The sequence below is a fragment of the Curtobacterium sp. 179-B 9B NHS genome (assembly GCF_045370965.1).
In the GTDB taxonomy this organism is placed as follows: Bacteria; Actinomycetota; Actinomycetes; order Actinomycetales; family Microbacteriaceae; genus Curtobacterium.
In genome coordinates this window covers 92,892-107,614 of record NZ_JBIQDQ010000007.1, presented here as the reverse complement: position 1 = coordinate 107,614, position 14,723 = coordinate 92,892, and the positions used below count along the sequence as shown (strand labels likewise).

15 protein-coding genes are annotated in these 14,723 nt (G+C 73.1%); 12 read left to right on the top strand and 3 right to left on the bottom strand.

The genetic code is table 11. From position 1 onward, the window contains the following. Positions 1-50 precede the first annotated feature (50 nt). Both ACH0A8_RS08475 and ACH0A8_RS08470 read left to right on the top strand, forming a co-directional pair. Positions 51-200: a hypothetical protein gene (locus ACH0A8_RS08475; protein WP_158407746.1), complete on the top strand. Its 150-nt coding sequence runs from the start codon at positions 51-53 to the stop codon at positions 198-200. Beyond that, positions 197-367 (top strand): hypothetical protein, encoded by a 171-nt coding sequence (locus tag ACH0A8_RS08470; protein ID WP_158407745.1) that lies wholly within the window; start codon positions 197-199, stop codon positions 365-367. Before ACH0A8_RS08475 ends, ACH0A8_RS08470 begins: the two co-directional genes overlap by 4 nt. Here the strand turns inward: ACH0A8_RS08470 and ACH0A8_RS08465 are convergent. After that, positions 340-2,103 (bottom strand): AMP-binding protein, encoded by a 1,764-nt coding sequence (locus ACH0A8_RS08465; protein ID WP_406906980.1) that lies wholly within the window; start codon positions 2,101-2,103, stop codon positions 340-342. The two genes, ACH0A8_RS08470 and ACH0A8_RS08465, sit on opposite strands and share 28 nt — an antisense overlap. Positions 2,104-2,177: 74 nt before the next feature. On the opposite strand from ACH0A8_RS08465, the gene ACH0A8_RS08460 reads away from it, so the two are divergent. The 8 genes from ACH0A8_RS08460 to ACH0A8_RS08425 all read left to right on the top strand — a co-directional run bounded on the left by ACH0A8_RS08460 (position 2,178) and on the right by ACH0A8_RS08425 (position 8,983). After that, positions 2,178-2,735 carry a hypothetical protein gene (locus ACH0A8_RS08460; RefSeq protein WP_406906979.1) on the top strand — a complete coding sequence of 186 codons (558 nt, stop codon included), beginning with the start codon at positions 2,178-2,180 and terminating at the stop codon, positions 2,733-2,735. A gap of 64 nt (positions 2,736-2,799) precedes the next feature. Then, complete coding sequence (locus tag ACH0A8_RS08455; protein ID WP_209682957.1) at positions 2,800-3,795, top strand: aldo/keto reductase; 996 nt, start codon at positions 2,800-2,802, stop codon at positions 3,793-3,795. Between the two features lie 92 nt (positions 3,796-3,887). Next, entirely contained in the window at positions 3,888-4,409 is a 522-nt protein-coding gene (locus ACH0A8_RS08450) for a hypothetical protein (RefSeq protein ID WP_326496140.1), read from the top strand. Between the two features lie 89 nt (positions 4,410-4,498). After that, positions 4,499-4,876 carry a holo-ACP synthase gene (locus ACH0A8_RS08445; protein ID WP_081984813.1) on the top strand — a complete coding sequence of 126 codons (378 nt, stop codon included), beginning with the start codon at positions 4,499-4,501 and terminating at the stop codon, positions 4,874-4,876. A gap of 93 nt (positions 4,877-4,969) precedes the next feature. Then, entirely contained in the window at positions 4,970-5,257 is a 288-nt protein-coding gene (locus ACH0A8_RS08440) for an acyl carrier protein (RefSeq protein ID WP_209682965.1), read from the top strand. Then, positions 5,254-6,468, top strand: a complete 1,215-nt coding sequence (locus tag ACH0A8_RS08435) for an acyl-CoA dehydrogenase family protein (RefSeq protein WP_271825415.1) — start codon at positions 5,254-5,256, stop codon at positions 6,466-6,468. Before ACH0A8_RS08440 ends, ACH0A8_RS08435 begins: the two co-directional genes overlap by 4 nt. Continuing rightward, positions 6,465-7,406, top strand: coding sequence for an amino acid--[acyl-carrier-protein] ligase (locus tag ACH0A8_RS08430; RefSeq protein WP_209682971.1), 942 nt, complete (start codon positions 6,465-6,467; stop codon positions 7,404-7,406). Before ACH0A8_RS08435 ends, ACH0A8_RS08430 begins: the two co-directional genes overlap by 4 nt. Then, complete coding sequence (locus tag ACH0A8_RS08425; RefSeq protein ID WP_251154968.1) at positions 7,403-8,983, top strand: alpha/beta hydrolase; 1,581 nt, start codon at positions 7,403-7,405, stop codon at positions 8,981-8,983. The genes ACH0A8_RS08430 and ACH0A8_RS08425 overlap by 4 nt, the downstream gene beginning before the upstream one ends. 73 nt (positions 8,984-9,056) lie before the next feature. Here the strand turns inward: ACH0A8_RS08425 and ACH0A8_RS08420 are convergent, their stop codons facing one another. Both ACH0A8_RS08420 and ACH0A8_RS08415 read right to left on the bottom strand, forming a co-directional pair. Further along, positions 9,057-9,929: an alpha/beta fold hydrolase gene (locus ACH0A8_RS08420; RefSeq protein WP_406906978.1), complete on the bottom strand. Its 873-nt coding sequence runs from the start codon at positions 9,927-9,929 to the stop codon at positions 9,057-9,059. A 32-nt stretch (positions 9,930-9,961) separates the two neighbouring features. After that, positions 9,962-10,450, bottom strand: coding sequence for a peroxiredoxin (locus ACH0A8_RS08415; protein WP_066653934.1), 489 nt, complete (start codon positions 10,448-10,450; stop codon positions 9,962-9,964). Positions 10,451-10,687: 237 nt separating this feature from the next. Here ACH0A8_RS08415 and aceE point away from each other — a divergent pair, with 237 nt between their 5' ends. Both aceE and ACH0A8_RS08405 read left to right on the top strand, forming a co-directional pair. Then, positions 10,688-13,432 (top strand): pyruvate dehydrogenase (acetyl-transferring), homodimeric type, encoded by a 2,745-nt coding sequence (gene aceE / locus ACH0A8_RS08410; protein WP_209682980.1) that lies wholly within the window; start codon positions 10,688-10,690, stop codon positions 13,430-13,432. 34 nt (positions 13,433-13,466) lie between these two features. Next, positions 13,467-14,669: a CdaR family transcriptional regulator gene (locus ACH0A8_RS08405; protein WP_200884165.1), complete on the top strand. Its 1,203-nt coding sequence runs from the start codon at positions 13,467-13,469 to the stop codon at positions 14,667-14,669. The last annotated feature ends 54 nt before the right edge of the window (positions 14,670-14,723 follow it).

Here is a 14,723-nt window from a genome sequence, read left to right as displayed (position 1 = left end):
TGGCCCCAGTCGCCGATCGGCGGCGAGCCACAGCACGGGAAGGGCCGGCCATGAGCACCATCGACGCGACGCACTCGCAGTTCTCCGAGGTCCGGGAGGCAGCCCGTGGACGGGTCCTCGCCACCCTGGCGACCAGCCTCGGCATCGTCGCCGTGACCGTCGCCACCGCTGCCGTCACCGTCGTCACCCTCGGGGCGTGAGCACGGTGCGCACCGCGAACGACCTCCGCGAACTCCAGCGCCACCCCCACGAGTGGCACCGCCGCGGCCTGCGGCACCCCGACGAGATCGACGCCCTCGTGCACCACCGCACGCACGGCGACGTCCCGCCCGAGCCGACCTACGGCGACTTCTTCCGCGTCGCCTGAGCCCGTCCCACCGAACGGAGCTCCGGGAACTGGTCGTCCCGCCACTCCCCCTCGACCGACACACCGCCCGACGCCGCGGACTCCTCGCGCTCGCGGAGCTCGACCCGTCGGATCTTGCCCGAGATCGTCTTCGGCAGCTGCCCGAACTCGACCCGGCGGACCCGGGCGTACGCCGGGAGCGCGACCCGTGCGTGCTCGAGCACCGCACGAGCGGTCTCGGCCGTCGGCTCCCACCCGGCCGCGAGCGTGACGTAGGCCTTCACGACGTTCAGCCGTGCGTCGTCCGGTGCGGGGACGACGGCGCTCTCGGCCACGGCGTCGTGCTGCAGCAGGGCGCTCTCGACCTCGAACGGCGACACCTTGTAGTCGGAGGACTTGAAGACGTCGTCGGTCCGGCCGATGAAGGTCAACTGCCCGTCCGCGTCGCGGACCGCGATGTCGCCGGTGTGGAAGAAGCCGTCCCGCATCGCGTCGGCGGTGCGCTCCGGGTCGCCGAGGTACCCGGCCATCAGGTTCGTCGGCCGCTCGGTCAGGTCGAGGCAGACCTCGCCCTCGTCCCCGACGCGCCCGGACAGCGGGTCGAGCAGCGTCACGGCCACCCCGGGCAGCGGACGACCCATCGCCCCGGGTGTCACCGCCCCACCGGGCACGTTGCCGATGATCGCCGTCGTCTCGGTCTGGCCGTAGCCGTCGCGGATCGTCAGGCCCCAGGCCGCCTGGACACGGGCGATCACCTCGGGGTTGAGCGGCTCGCCCGCGGACACCACCTCGCGCAGCGCGCGCGGCCTCGGTCCGAGGTCGGACTGCAGGAGCATCCGCCAGGCCGTCGGCGGCGCGCAGAACGTGTCGACGCCGGCCTCGTCGAGCTGCGCGAGGAGCCCGGCCGGGTCGAAGCGCGGCGTGTCGTACACGAAGACGGTCGCCTCGGCGATCCACGGCGCGAAGAAGCAGCTCCAGGCGTGCTTGCCCCACCCGGGTGAACTGATGGCCAGGTGCACGTCGCCGGGCCGGAGTCCGAGCCAGTGCATCGTGCTGAGGTGGCCGACCGGGTACGACGCCTGCGTGTGCACGACCATCTTCGGCCGCGAGGTGGTGCCCGACGTGAAGTACACCAGGCAGGGGTCGTCGGTGCTCGTGGTGACCACGGGCCGCACCTCGTCCGCCGGCGCCGGGGTACCGAGGTCGTCCGGGTAGGACGTCCAGCCTTCGACCGCTCCCCCGACCACGATGCGCGACGGAGCACCCGTCACCCGGTCGAACTTCGGCGTCTCCCCGTGGTTCGTGACGACGTGCGCGACGCCGCCGCGGTCGATGCGGTCCTGCAGGTCGACGGTGTCGAGCATGGTCGAGGTCGGCAGGATGACCGCGCCGAGCTTCATCACCGCCAGCATCGTCTCCCACAGCTCGAGCTGGTTGCCGAGCATCAGGAGCACGTGGTCGCCCTTCCGGACCCCGAGCCGGTCCAGGCGGACCGCGAGCCGGTCGGAGCGGGCGGCCATCTCGGCGTACGTCGTGCGCGAGCCGCCGTCCTCGTCGACGATCCACAGCGCCACGCGGTCGTTGCCGCGGGCGACCACGTCGAACCAGTCGGTCGCCCAGTTGAAGGTCCGGCCGAGGTCGGGCCAGCGGAACGCACGTCGGGCGGCCTCGGCACGCTCGGTGTCGTGCTCGTCGAGGACCGCGAGCAGTTCGTCACGGGCGGCGCGGTACACGGCGGTCGGGTTCAGGGAGGACACCGGTCGATCATGCCCCACCGGGCACCCCGCGCGCTCGCAGCGGACGGTCGTCGGTCGCGGGTAGCGTCGTCCTCGTGGACGGTGTCGGTGTGGTGGACGAGTCCGGGCGGCTGCGGCTCCTCGGCAGCGCCGTGGCCGGCGCGGCCTTCGGCGTGGTGCTCGCGGTGCTCGTCGCGTCGTCCTGGCTCACGACCACGACGGCGCTGCTCGTCGGGGTCGGTGTGCCCGCGGGGATCGCCGGTGCGGCCATCGGCGTCCGGACGCAGCTGCGGGCCTGGCGAGCCGCCGGCGGCTACGAGCGATCGGCGGCCGTGCAGCGATGGGTCGCGGAACAGCGCGTGCCACCGGGGGTCACGGCCGACGAGTGGGTCCCGGCGCTGCAGGCGCAGGCCGACCGCGAGGGCGCCGGCTGGGGCAAGATCGTCCTCTGCGTGCTCTGGACCGCGATGACGCTCTCGATGGCGGACCAGCACGGCCCGCTCCTGACGGGGTTGCTCGTCGCGCTCTGGGTCGGGATCGGCGCGTGGTCCGCGCTCTGGGTCGTCCCCCGCGCCCGCGCAGCACGGGCACTGCTCCGTCGCGGGGTCGGGACCGAGCCGTACCCGACGGAGTCCCGACCGACCGAGTCCTGAGCCGGCCCTGCGCCCCGGGGACCGTCACGGGACGTCCGCGGCTGCCGTGACTACGCTCGTCCGCATGCAGAGTCGCACCCTCGGCCGCACCGGCCGCTCCGTGTCCGTCGTCGGCCTCGGCACCTGGCAGTTCGGCGGTGACTGGGGTCCCGTCAGCGAGCAGGACGCCGCCGCCGTGATGGACGCCTCGGTCGAGTCCGGCGTCACCCTCTTCGACACCGCCGACGTGTACGGCGACGGTCGCAGCGAGCAGCTCATCGGGGCATGGCGACAGGCCAACCCCGACGTGCCGCTCACCGTGACGACCAAGATGGGTCGACGCGCCGACCAGGTCCCCGCGAACTACGTCGCGGCCAACTTCCGCGAGTGGGTCGACCGCTCCCGGCGCAACCTCCGGCAGGACACCCTCGACCTCGTGCAGCTGCACTGCCCGCCGACCGCGGTCTTCGAGGACGACGCCGTGTACGACGCCCTCGACGCCCTCGTCGCCGACGGGTCGGTCGCCGCGTACGGCGTCTCCGTCGAGACCGCGGACCAGGCGCTCACCGCGATCGCCCGCCCGCACGTCGCGAGCGTGCAGGTCATCCTCAACGCGTTCCGGCTCAAGCCGCTGGACCGCGTGCTGCCGGCCGCACGGGAGGCAGGGGTCGGGATCCTCGCGCGCGTGCCGTTGGCATCGGGACTGCTCTCCGGGAAGTACACGACCGAGACCACGTTCAGCGAGGGCGACCACCGCAACTACAACCGTCACGGCGAGGCCTTCGACCAGGGCGAGACGTTCAGCGGCGTCGACTTCGCGGACGGCGTGCAGGCCGCCCGGGCGTTCGCGGCGGCGCTGCCCGAGGGCATCTCGGTCCCGCAGGCGGCGCTCGCGTGGATCGTCGCGCAGGACGGCGTCACCGCCGCCATCCCGGGCGCCAGGAACCCCGAGCAGGCCCGCTCGAACGCCGGAGCACCGGACCTGGTCGACGGCGGCGCGCTCGACCTCGGCGCCCTCGACAGCACGGTGCACGAGCTCTACGACCGGTGGTTCCGCGCCACCGTGCACGACCGGTGGTGAGCCGCCGGCCCGGCACGCGAACCGGCCGGGCCCCGCGGACGGGCGGTGCGCGGACGGCGCCCCGGAGCGTCGTCGTCACGCTCGTCGCGGCGGTGGCCGTCCTCCTGCTCGCCCTCTGCACGGCGCCGGCGGCGGGGACGACCCGCACCGCGCCTCCCTGGCCGGCACCGACCGACCTGCAGACGCGCGCCGAAGCGGCGGGCCTGCGGAACGTCTGGGGCGAACCGCTCGCCGAGCACGTGCACACGCACCTGACGATCCTGGACGGCTCGACACCGGTGACGGTCCCGGGCGACGTCGGGCACTCGTCGCGGGAGCGGTTCGCCGCCGAGCTCCACACCCACGACACCTCCGGCATCCTGCACGTCGAGTCGCCGACCCGGCAGACGTTCACACTCGGGCAGTTCTTCGACGAGTGGGACGTCTCGCTCGGCGCGGGGCACGTCGGCGGGCTGCACGGGGAGCTGACGACCTGGGTCGACGGACACCGGTACCTCGGCAACCCGCGGTCGATCGCGTTGACGAACCGTCGCGAGGTCGTGCTCGTCGTCACCACGATCGGCGAGGTGCCGCACCTGCCGGCGCCGTTCGACTGGCCGCCGCAGTACCGCTGACGGGGGTCGGCTCCGGGATCGGGGGCGGCTCGCGGCCACGCGGCGACGACGTGGTGCCACCGCGTGGCTGCGAGCCGTACGCTGCACCCGTGACGACGATCCGGACCGGTACCGACCTCGCGGCGGTCGAGGACGTCGTCGCGGGCATCGCCGCACACGGCGAGCGCTACCTGTCGCGGGTGTTCACCGACCGCGAGCGCGCCGACTGCGGTGACGACCCCGAGCGTCTGGCCGCCCGCTTCGCCGGCAAGGAGGCCGTGCTGAAGCTGCTGCGACCCGCGCCGGGCGACGCGGTCCCCCCGACGGACGTCGCGGTGGTGCTGGACGCCGCCGGCGCCCCGGTCGTCGAGCTCTCCGGCCGCGCCGCCGAGCTCGCCGCGGCGGTCGGCTGCGGACCGGTCGCGGTGTCGTTGTCACACGAACGGGGGCTGGCGCTGGCGACCGCCGTGGCGCTGTCCCGACGCTGACCGACCCGGTCCCGCGTTCCTTGCGGCGCACGTGCGGGATCACGCACGTGCACGGCGGTTTTCCGGGCCCGCATGCTCCCTATCGTTGCTCGCATGCACCAGGACCCGACCTCCGCACCCGCCCCCGTCGCCCTCGCCGCGCCCGGCGCCGAGCAGGCCGTCCGACGGGCCCTCGCCGACCACGGACACCTCACCGTCGACGCGTCCGACATCGCCTCGATCGCCGACCTGTACGCGCTCGGCCTGACCTCGCACGCCACCGTGAACGTGATGCTCGCGGTGGAGAACGAGCTCGACGTGGAGTTCCCCGACGCCGTGCTGCACCGCTCGACCTTCGCCACGATCGAGTCGATCGCGGCCGCCGCGGAGGCAGCAGCGTGAGCACCCCCGTCCTGGACGACCCGTCGGTCCCCGTCGGCCCGGACACGACCGGAGCGACCACGCCCGTCGACCGCTTCGCCCTCCGCGCCGCACTCGTCGCCGAGGTCGCCGCCCGGCACGCCGACGAGGTCGACCGCGACGCCCGTCCGCCCCGCGAGGCGATCGCGGCGATGAAGGAGCACGGCCTCCTGGCGGCCGCCGTCCCGACCGCACTCGGTGGCGAGGGAGCCACCCTCGCCGAGCTCTCGACGATCGCCACGGCCCTCGGGCGGGCGTGCGCCGCGACCGGGATGGTCTTCGCGATGCACCACGGACAGGCGATGGCGCTCTGGCGGCACGGCGGCGTCGGCCTCGGTGTCACCGCGATGACCGAGGCCGTCCTGGCCGGAGCGCTCGTGGCGTCCTCGACGACCGAGAAGGGCATCGGTGGCGACGCGCGCCGGAGCACCTGCGCCATCGAGGTCTCCACCGCTGGTCGCATCCACCTGCACAAGGAGGCGCCCGTCATCTCCTACGCGACCGAGGCCGACGCGGTGTTCGTCACCGCCCGTCGCGACCCCGACGCCGCGCCCTCGGACCAGCGTCTCGTCGTCTGCCTGCCCGAGGACACGACCCTCACGCAGACCTCGACCTGGGACACCCTCGGTCTCCGCGGCACCTGCAGCAACGGCTGGGTGCTCGACGCCGACACCCACGAGGACCGGGTGCTCCGCGACGACTACGCGACGATCTCGGCGCAGACGGGCCTGCCGGTCTCGCACGTGCTGTGGGCGTCGGTCTGGACCGGCATCGCCGCCGGCGCCGCCGAACGCGCCCGGCAGGCCGTGCGGAAGCAGGCGCGGGCCGCGGTCGGGACGACCCCGCCGGGAGCCCTCCGGCTCGCCGAGCTCCTGGTGGAGCTGCAGACCCTCGCGGACGCGGTCCGCCACGCCGCGGAGCGCTTCGACCGGTCCGCCGACGACGCGACGGTGCTCGGCTCCCCCGCGTACGCACTCGCCGCCAACGCCCTGAAGATCGCCGCATCGGAGCGGGTCGTCGACATCGTGACGACCGCGATGCGCATCGTCGGCATCGCCGGGTTCGCCGCGACCGGGCCGCTGAGCATCGCCCGACACCTCCGGGACGCCCACGGAGCCGCCGTCATGGTGAGCAACGACCGGCTCCTGCAGAACGACGCCGCACTGGCACTCATGAGCGGAGCACTCCTGTGACCATCACCGACCACACCACCACGTCCGACCTCGACGCCGCGCGCGCCGACCTGCGCGGACGTCTGCTCACCGACCGGGTCCTCGTCGACCTCGGCTCCCCCGGGCTCTACGGCCGCACCGGCGTCTTCGAGCGCGTGTACGGCGCGGTCGACGCCGCCGTCGTGCGGAGCCAGGCCGACCTCGACGCCGAGGTCCTGCGCTTCCCGCCGGTCGAGCCGCTCGCCGCGTTCGAGCGGACGGACTACATCGCGTCGTTCCCGGACCTCGCCGCGTCGATCTCCGGCTTCACCGGCGACGACCGGACGCACCGCGCACTGCTGGCCGCCCGGGGTCGCGGCGAGCGCTGGGAGTCGTTCCTCGAGCCCGCCGACCTCATGCTGACCCCGGCCGTCTGCCACCCGCTGTACGGGCTGATCGGCGACACGGTGCCGGCCGGTGGTCGGACGTTCGACATCGTCGGCGACTCGTTCCGCCGCGAGCCCTCGCTCGACCCGATGCGCCTGCAGGCCTTCCACATGCACGAGTTCGTGCACGTCGGCACCCCCGAGTCGGCGAAGGCGCACCGCGACGGCCGCACCCCGGGCATGCGCGCCCTGCTCGAGTCCTTCGGCCTGGCGATCGACGTCGTCCCGGCGAACGACCCGTTCTTCGGTCGTGTCGGCCAGATGCTCGCCCGGAACCAGGTCGAGCAGTCGCTGAAGTACGAGTTCGTCACCCCCGTGTACGGGCCCGAGCACGAGGCGACGGCGATCTCGTCGGCGAACCTGCACGAGGACCACTTCGGCACGTCGTTCGGTCTCCGCACCGCCGACGGCGAGGTGGCCCACAGCGCCTGCACCGCGTTCGGCCTCGAGCGCATCACGATCGCCCTGTTCGCCGCGCACGGCACCGACCCGGACCGCTGGACGACCGACGTCCGCGCCGCCCTGGCGCTGTGACCACCCACCACGGCTGGTCGGGGTCGCCCGCGCTGCGCCTCGCCGTGCAGCTCCCGCCGACCGCACGCGCCGGCGTGGTCCTCTGCCCGCCGCTCGGGCAGGAGGGCGTCATCGCCTACCGCACGCTGCGGCTGCTGGCGGACGGCCTGGAGGCCCGTGGCGTGGCCTCGGTGCGCTACGACCCGTCCGGACGTGGGGACTCCGCGGACGACGGCGACCCCGACGCGCAGGTGCGGTCCGCTCGCGCCGCCGCGGCGGTGCTGCGCCGGTCGGGGGTCGAGCGCATCGCGTTCGTGGGTCTCGCCTCGGCAGCCCTGGTCGCGGCCGCCGCCGTCGGTGACGACGACGCCCTGGTCGTCTGGGACGCCCCGGCGTCCGGACGTGCCTGGCTGCGACGGCAGCGGGCGCTCGCGACGATCACGATCGGCCCCGACCGGATCGTGGACGGGGTCGAGTCGCTCGTGGGCATCGACCTCGGACCCGCCGAGACCGCCGTCGTCGGCGCCCTGGCGTACGCGCCACGCTCCGCGACGACGGTCGCCGTCGTCCGCCCTGGTGCCGTCCCGCCGCGCGGACTCGGCCCGGTCGAGGTCCTCGAGGTGGACGGCACCGCCGAGCTCCTCGACGGCACGAGCATCGACGCCCGGATCCCGGCGGACGCCGTCGACGCCGTGGTCGGTCGGCTGGACGCCTGGGCACCCGCCACCGCTGCTCCGACGACCCCGCCCGCGCTCGACGAGGTGCTGGACGTCGACGACCGCGTGTCCGAGCGGGTGCTCCGCATCGGCCCGGACGGGCTCTTCGCCGTCGAGACCGTGTCCTCCGCCCAGGACGAGGACGCCCCGGTGGTGCTGCTCCACAACGGCGGCGCCGAGCACCGGACCGGCGCCGTCGACTACCAGGTCGCCCTCGCGCGGACGCTGGCCCGTGACGGCGCCCGCGTCGTGCGCGTCGACCGGCGGGGTACCGGGGAGAGCTCGGACGTGCGCGCCGACGAGGACGCCTTCCTGTTCGCGCAGGAGTGGGTCGACGACCAGCACGAGGTGGTCGCGGCGTTGCGGGTCCCCTCCGAGCGGCTCGCCATCGTCGGCATGTGCGCCGGTGCGTGGCTCGCCGGCCGCGCGGTCGACGAGCACCCGCGGCTCGTGGTGGAGATCAGTCCGAACGATTACCGCCGCACGCCCGCGGCTCCGGGCTCGTACGCCGGGTCCGCGCAGGCGGTGGCCGACGCGTCCCGGCTCCGTCGCGCGCTCCGCGCTCCCTACAACCGCCTCGTCCCGGCGCGGGTCCGCGACGCGATCGCCCGCCGCGGGGCGCTCGGCGGCGTCGTCGGCCACCTCGGCCCGATCGTCGAGCACGGCACTGACGTCGTCGTGGTCGCGGCGCCGGAGGACATCGAACGCTTCGAGCGGTACGGCGGCCGTCGCGCCGTCCGCCGCTGGGGTGCGAAGGTCTCGGTCGTGGAGGTCCCGGACGGCGACCACGCGCTGTTCTCGCCGGCGATGCGACGCGCGGTGGTGACCGAGGTGCGGTCCCGCATCGCGGAGACGTTCCCCGCCGGGGCAGTGGCGGGCTGAGCAGGGCCGCGCTCGCACGGCCGCGCTGGGGGCGCGGCGCCGTCGGACGACCGCTGCGGAACGGCCCGACCCGTCAGGCCGGTGCGGAGGTGAGTCCGAGGAACGCCGCCACGGCACCGGGGTGCTCGACGTGTGCGAAGTGCCCGCAGTCGTCGAGCACGGCCGTCCGGGCTCCCGGCACCAGGCCGCGCAGGTCGTCGAGGTCGGACACCCGGGCGAAGACGTCCCCGCGGCCGAGCACCGCAGTCACCGGGCAGCCGACCGAGCGCCAGCGGTCGACGTCGTAGCCGGCGGCGTCCCGGGCGGCAGCCGTGAAGCGCTCGGGCCGGAACTCGTCGACGAAGGCGTCGAGGACACTCGGGTCCAGTCGACGGACGTGCGCGAACACGGGTGCGGCGACGAGCGGCAGGAGTCCGACGCGGGCGGTGCCACGGAGGATCGCCCTCGCCCGACGACCCGTCACGAGGAGCCCGGCCCGCAGCAGCGTGAACGCGGGGAGCGACGCGAGCGCACGCCAGGGTCGGCCGGAGGCCCGCACGGTCGCGATCGTCGTGCCCGACACGAGCCCGAGCGACCCGACGCGCTCGGGAGCGACCACGGCGAGGTGGAGCGCGACGAACGCGCCCATCGAGTGCCCGACGACGTCGACCGACCCCACGGCGAGGGCGTCGAGGACCTCCAGCAGCACGCGGACGCCGTCGTCCACGGTGAACGGCCCCGCGGGCGCCGGCGAGGACCCCCACCCGGGCAGGTCGACGAGCACGAGACCCCGCGCGCCGACACCACCGGCGGCGGCCAGCAACGGCGTCCAGGTCGTCCACGACCCCGCCACGCCGTGGAGCAGCAGCACCGGGTCGGCACCGGGACGGTGGTGCACCACCACGGGCCCGCTGCTGGTGGGCACCGTGGTGCTCCGGAGCGACCACGCGGCGGCCGCGTCGGTCACCGGCCAGGGTGCGTAGGGGCTCGCGGGGACGGTCAGGCGACCGGGACCGGCGCGGTGCACGCGGCGAGACGGTCGAGCGCCTCGCGGTACTCGGCGACGTCGCGCTGCAGCCCGGGCTCGGTGATGATCGACGCCTTGATGCGACCGTGCACGTCGATGACGAACGTCGCGCGGGTCGCGAAGCCCTTCTTGTCGAGGAACACGCCGTACTCCTTCGACACCGCGCCGTGCGGCCAGAAGTCGGCGAGCAGCTCGAAGTCGTAGCCGTGCGTCTCGGCGAACGAGCGGAGCGTGGCCTTCGAGTCGACGGAGATGCCGATCAGCTCGACCCGCTGGTCCTCGAACATCGCGATGTTGTCCTGCAGGGTGCAGAGCTCGTTCGTGCAGCCGGACGAGAACGCCAGCGGGAAGAAGACGAGGGCGACCGGGCGGACGCCACGGAAGTCGCTGAGGCGGACGTGCTCGCCGAACTGGTTCGGGAGCTCGAAGTCCGGCGCGAGGGAGCCGATCTCCAGGGCCATCGGTGCGCTGCTTCTTCCTCGGGCGTGGGGTGTGCCCGTGTCGCGTGCGCACGTGCGGGTCGTCCGTGCACGATCGGCAATCGTACGCCGACCGCACCAGGACGCAAGTACCACCTGCACGACACCATCAGCGAAGGCGTCGGTCGTGGGGCCTAAGGTGGTGTGGGCTCCGACCGGTCGTGACCCGACCATCGGTGGCCCCCATGTCCACCACCACGAGAACGAACGAGGTCAAGGGTGACGGTGAACGACCAGGACCCGCGCAGCACCGCAGGGACCGACCAGGACCCGGAGGAGACCGCAGAGTGGCGTGAGTCGCTCGACGGACTCGTCGCGACGCACGGCCACCAGCGGGCCCGCGAGATCATGCAGAGCCTGCTGAAGCGCTCGAACGAGCTGCACCTCGGCGTGCCGATGGTCCCGACGACCGACTACGTCAACACGATCGCGCCCGAGGACGAGCCGGAGTTCCCCGGTGACGAGGAACTCGAGCGCCGCTACCGCCGGTGGATCCGGTGGAACGCCGCGATCACGGTGCACCGCGCCCAGCGCCCCGGCGTCGCGGTCGGTGGGCACATCTCGACGTACGCGTCGAGCGCCGCGATGTACGAGGTCGGCTACAACCACTTCTTCCGCGCGCAGGACCACCCGTCCGGCGGTGACCAGGTCTTCTTCCAGGGCCACGCCTCCCCCGGCATGTACGCCCGCGCCTACATGGAGGGCCGCCTCAGCGAGGACCAGCTCGACGGCTTCCGCCAGGAGAAGTCGCACGCGGGCGGTGGACTGTCGTCCTACCCGCACCCGCGCCTCATGCCGCACTTCTGGCAGTTCCCGACCGTGTCGATGGGCATCGGCCCGATCAACGCGATCTACCAGGCCCAGCAGGCCAAGTACCTGTCCAACCGCGGCATCAAGGACGCCTCCGACCAGCAGGTCTGGGCGTTCCTCGGCGACGGCGAGATGGACGAGGTCGAGTCGCGCGGGCAGCTGCAGGTCGCGGCGAACGACGGGCTCGACAACCTGAACTTCGTCATCAACTGCAACCTCCAGCGCCTCGACGGACCCGTCCGCGGCAACGGCAAGATCATCCAGGAGCTCGAGGCGTTCTTCCGCGGCGCGGGCTGGAACGTCATCAAGGTCGTCTGGGGCCGCGAGTGGGACGACCTGCTCGCCCGCGACACCGAGGGCGCGCTCCTCAACCTGATGAACGCGACGCCGGACGGCGACTACCAGACCTACAAGGCCGAGAACGGCGCCTACGTCCGCGAGAACTTCTTCGGGCGCGACCCGAAGGCGCTCGAGCTCGTCGAGGGCTACACGGACGACCAGATCTGGAACCTCAAGCGCGGCGGGCACGACTACCGCAAGGTCTACGCCGCGTTCAAGGCCGCGACCGAGCACAAGGGCCAGCCGACGGTCATCCTGGCGAAGACGGTCAAGGGCTACGGCCTCGGCCCGAGCTTCGAGGGGCGCAACGCGACCCACCAGATGAAGAAGCTCACGCTCGACAACCTCAAGCAGTTCCGCGACGAGATGCGCATCCCGATCTCCGACGCACAGCTCGACGAGGACCCCTACACCCCGCCGTACTACCACCCCGGTCACGACGACGAGGCGATCCAGTACATGCACGAGCGTCGCCGCGAGCTCGGCGGGTACGTGCCGGAGCGTCGGACGAAGTACACGCAGTTCACGCTGCCGGAGGAGTCGAAGTACCAGGTCGTGAAGAAGGGCTCCGGCAAGCAGGAGGTCGCCACGACGATGGCGTTCGCCCGCCTGCTGAAGGACCTGCTCCGCTCCCCGGACTTCGGCAACCGCGTGGTGCCGATCATCCCGGACGAGGCGCGCACGTTCGGCATGGACGCGTACTTCCCGACCGCGAAGATCTACAACCCGAACGGCCAGCACTACACGTCGGTCGACCGCGAGCTGCTCCTGGCCTACAAGGAGAGCCCGCAGGGCCAGATCATCCACGTCGGCATCAACGAGGCGGGCGCCCTCGCGGCCTTCACCGCCGTCGGGTCCTCGTACTCGACGCAGGGCGAACCGCTCATCCCGGTCTACGTCTTCTACTCGCAGTTCGGGTTCCAGCGCACCGGCGACGCGATCTGGGCCGCCGGTGACCAGATGGTCCGCGGCTTCATGATCGGTGCCACCGCAGGGCGCACCACGCTGACCGGCGAGGGCCTGCAGCACGCCGACGGTCACTCGCCGCTCCTCGCGGCGACGAACCCGGCGGTCGTGTCCTACGACCCGGCCTACGGCTACGAGATCGGGCACATCGTCCGGTCCGGCCTCGAGCGCATGTACGGGACGAACGAGGACGGTTCGCCGTCCCACGACGACCCGAACGTCATGTACTACCTGACGGTCTACAACGAGCCGCTCGTGCAGCCCGCCGAGCCCGAGGGCGTCGACGTCGAGGGCATCGTCAAGGGCATGTACCTGCTCAAGCCGAGCGAACACGACGGCCCGAAGGCCCAGCTGCTCGCGTCCGGGGTCGCGGTGCCGTGGATCCTCGAGGCGCAGCAGCTCCTCGCCGAGGACTGGGGCGTGTCCGCCGACGTCTGGAGCGTCACGAGCTGGGGCGAGCTCACCCGTGACGGTCTCGACGCCGAGCAGCAGGCGTTCCTCAACCCGAACGAGCAGCCGCGCACCCCGTACGTGACCGAGCGCCTGCTCGGCACCGAGGGGCCGGTCGTGGCGGTGAGCGACTTCATGCACGCCGTGCAGGAGCAGATCCGTCCGTTCGTCCCGACCGACTTCGCGACGCTCGGTGCCGACGGCTTCGGCTTCTCGGACACCCGTCCGGCGGCACGCCGCTTCTTCCACATCGACGGTCCGTCCGTCGTGGTGCGCACGCTGCAGCAGCTCGCGAAGCAGGGCAAGGTCGACCACGCCGTCGTCCAGCAGGCGATCGACAAGTACCGCCTGCACGACGTCAACGCCGGCACGACCGGCAGCGCGGGCGGAGAGGCCTGATCCGCTGGTGAGCACACCCCGCACCGACGCTGCCGTGGGCCAGGAGAGGGACCGCGAACGCGCGCTCTCCTGGCTCCGGCAGGTGTCGGGCGAACTCTCGACCGCCACGATCAAGCGGCTCGAGGACACCCTGCCCTGGTACAGCGAGATGCCCCCGGGGCGGCGGTCCGCCGTGGGCCTCGTCGCCCAGGCGGGGATCACCTCGTTCATCTCCTGGCTCGAGGGCACCGCGTCGACCCCCTGGATCGCCGCCGCCGACGTCTTCGGGTCCGCCCCGCGCGAGCTCCTGCGTTCGGTGAGCCTGCAGCAGACGCTGCAGCTCATCCGCGTCGTGGTGACCGTGGTCGAGGAGCGCGCGAAGGACGACGAGATGCTCCAGGAAGCGATCCTGAAGTACTCGCGGGACATCGCCTTCGCAGCGGCCGACGTCTACGCCCGCGCCGCCGAGGCCCGCGGCCTGTGGGACGCCCGGCTCGAGGCACTGGTCGTCGACTCGATCCTGTCGGGCGAGTACGACGACGAGCTGCCCTCCCGCATCGCAGCGCTCGGCTGGCACGGCCACGGCGAGGTCGCGGTGCTCGTCGGGAACGCACCGAAGCAGCTCGAGGTCGACCAGATCCGCCGCACCGCGCGCCACATGGACGCCGACGTGCTCATCGGCGTGCAGGGCTCTCGGCTCGTGGTCGTCATCGGGCGGGCCACCCCGCGTGACGACGTCCCCGAGGGCGAGGAGCCGGTGTCCTTCACCGCCATCGCCCAGGCCCTCGAACCGTCGTTCGGCGAGGGGCACCTGGTGCTCGGCAACGAGGTCCCCGGGGTCGTCGACGCCTCGACCAGCGCGAAGGGCGCCCTCGCCGGGTTCGCCGTCGCACGGGCGTGGCGCGGTGCTCCCCGTCCGGCACTCGCCGACGACCTGCTGCCGGAGCGGGCCCTGGCGGGTGACCCGCTCGCTCGGTCGGCACTGGTGCAGCGCATCTACGTCCCCCTCAAGGACCAGTCGACCGAGCTCCTGCAGACGCTCTGGTGCTACCTCGACACCGGCCGGTCGCTCGAGGCGACGGCGCGCGAGCTGTTCGTGCACCCGAACACCGTGCGCTACCGGCTCCGCCGCGTCGCCGACGTCATCGGGTGGGACGCCACCCACGCGCGTGACGCCCTGATCGTGCAGTCGGCGCTCATCCTCGGCGCGATGTCCGAGTCGAACGCCGGTCGACGGCGCCTGCCGCCGCGTCGCTGACCCGACGGTAGGGATCGCACAACGTCCCCGCCGGATCGCTGTCGGATGTCCACA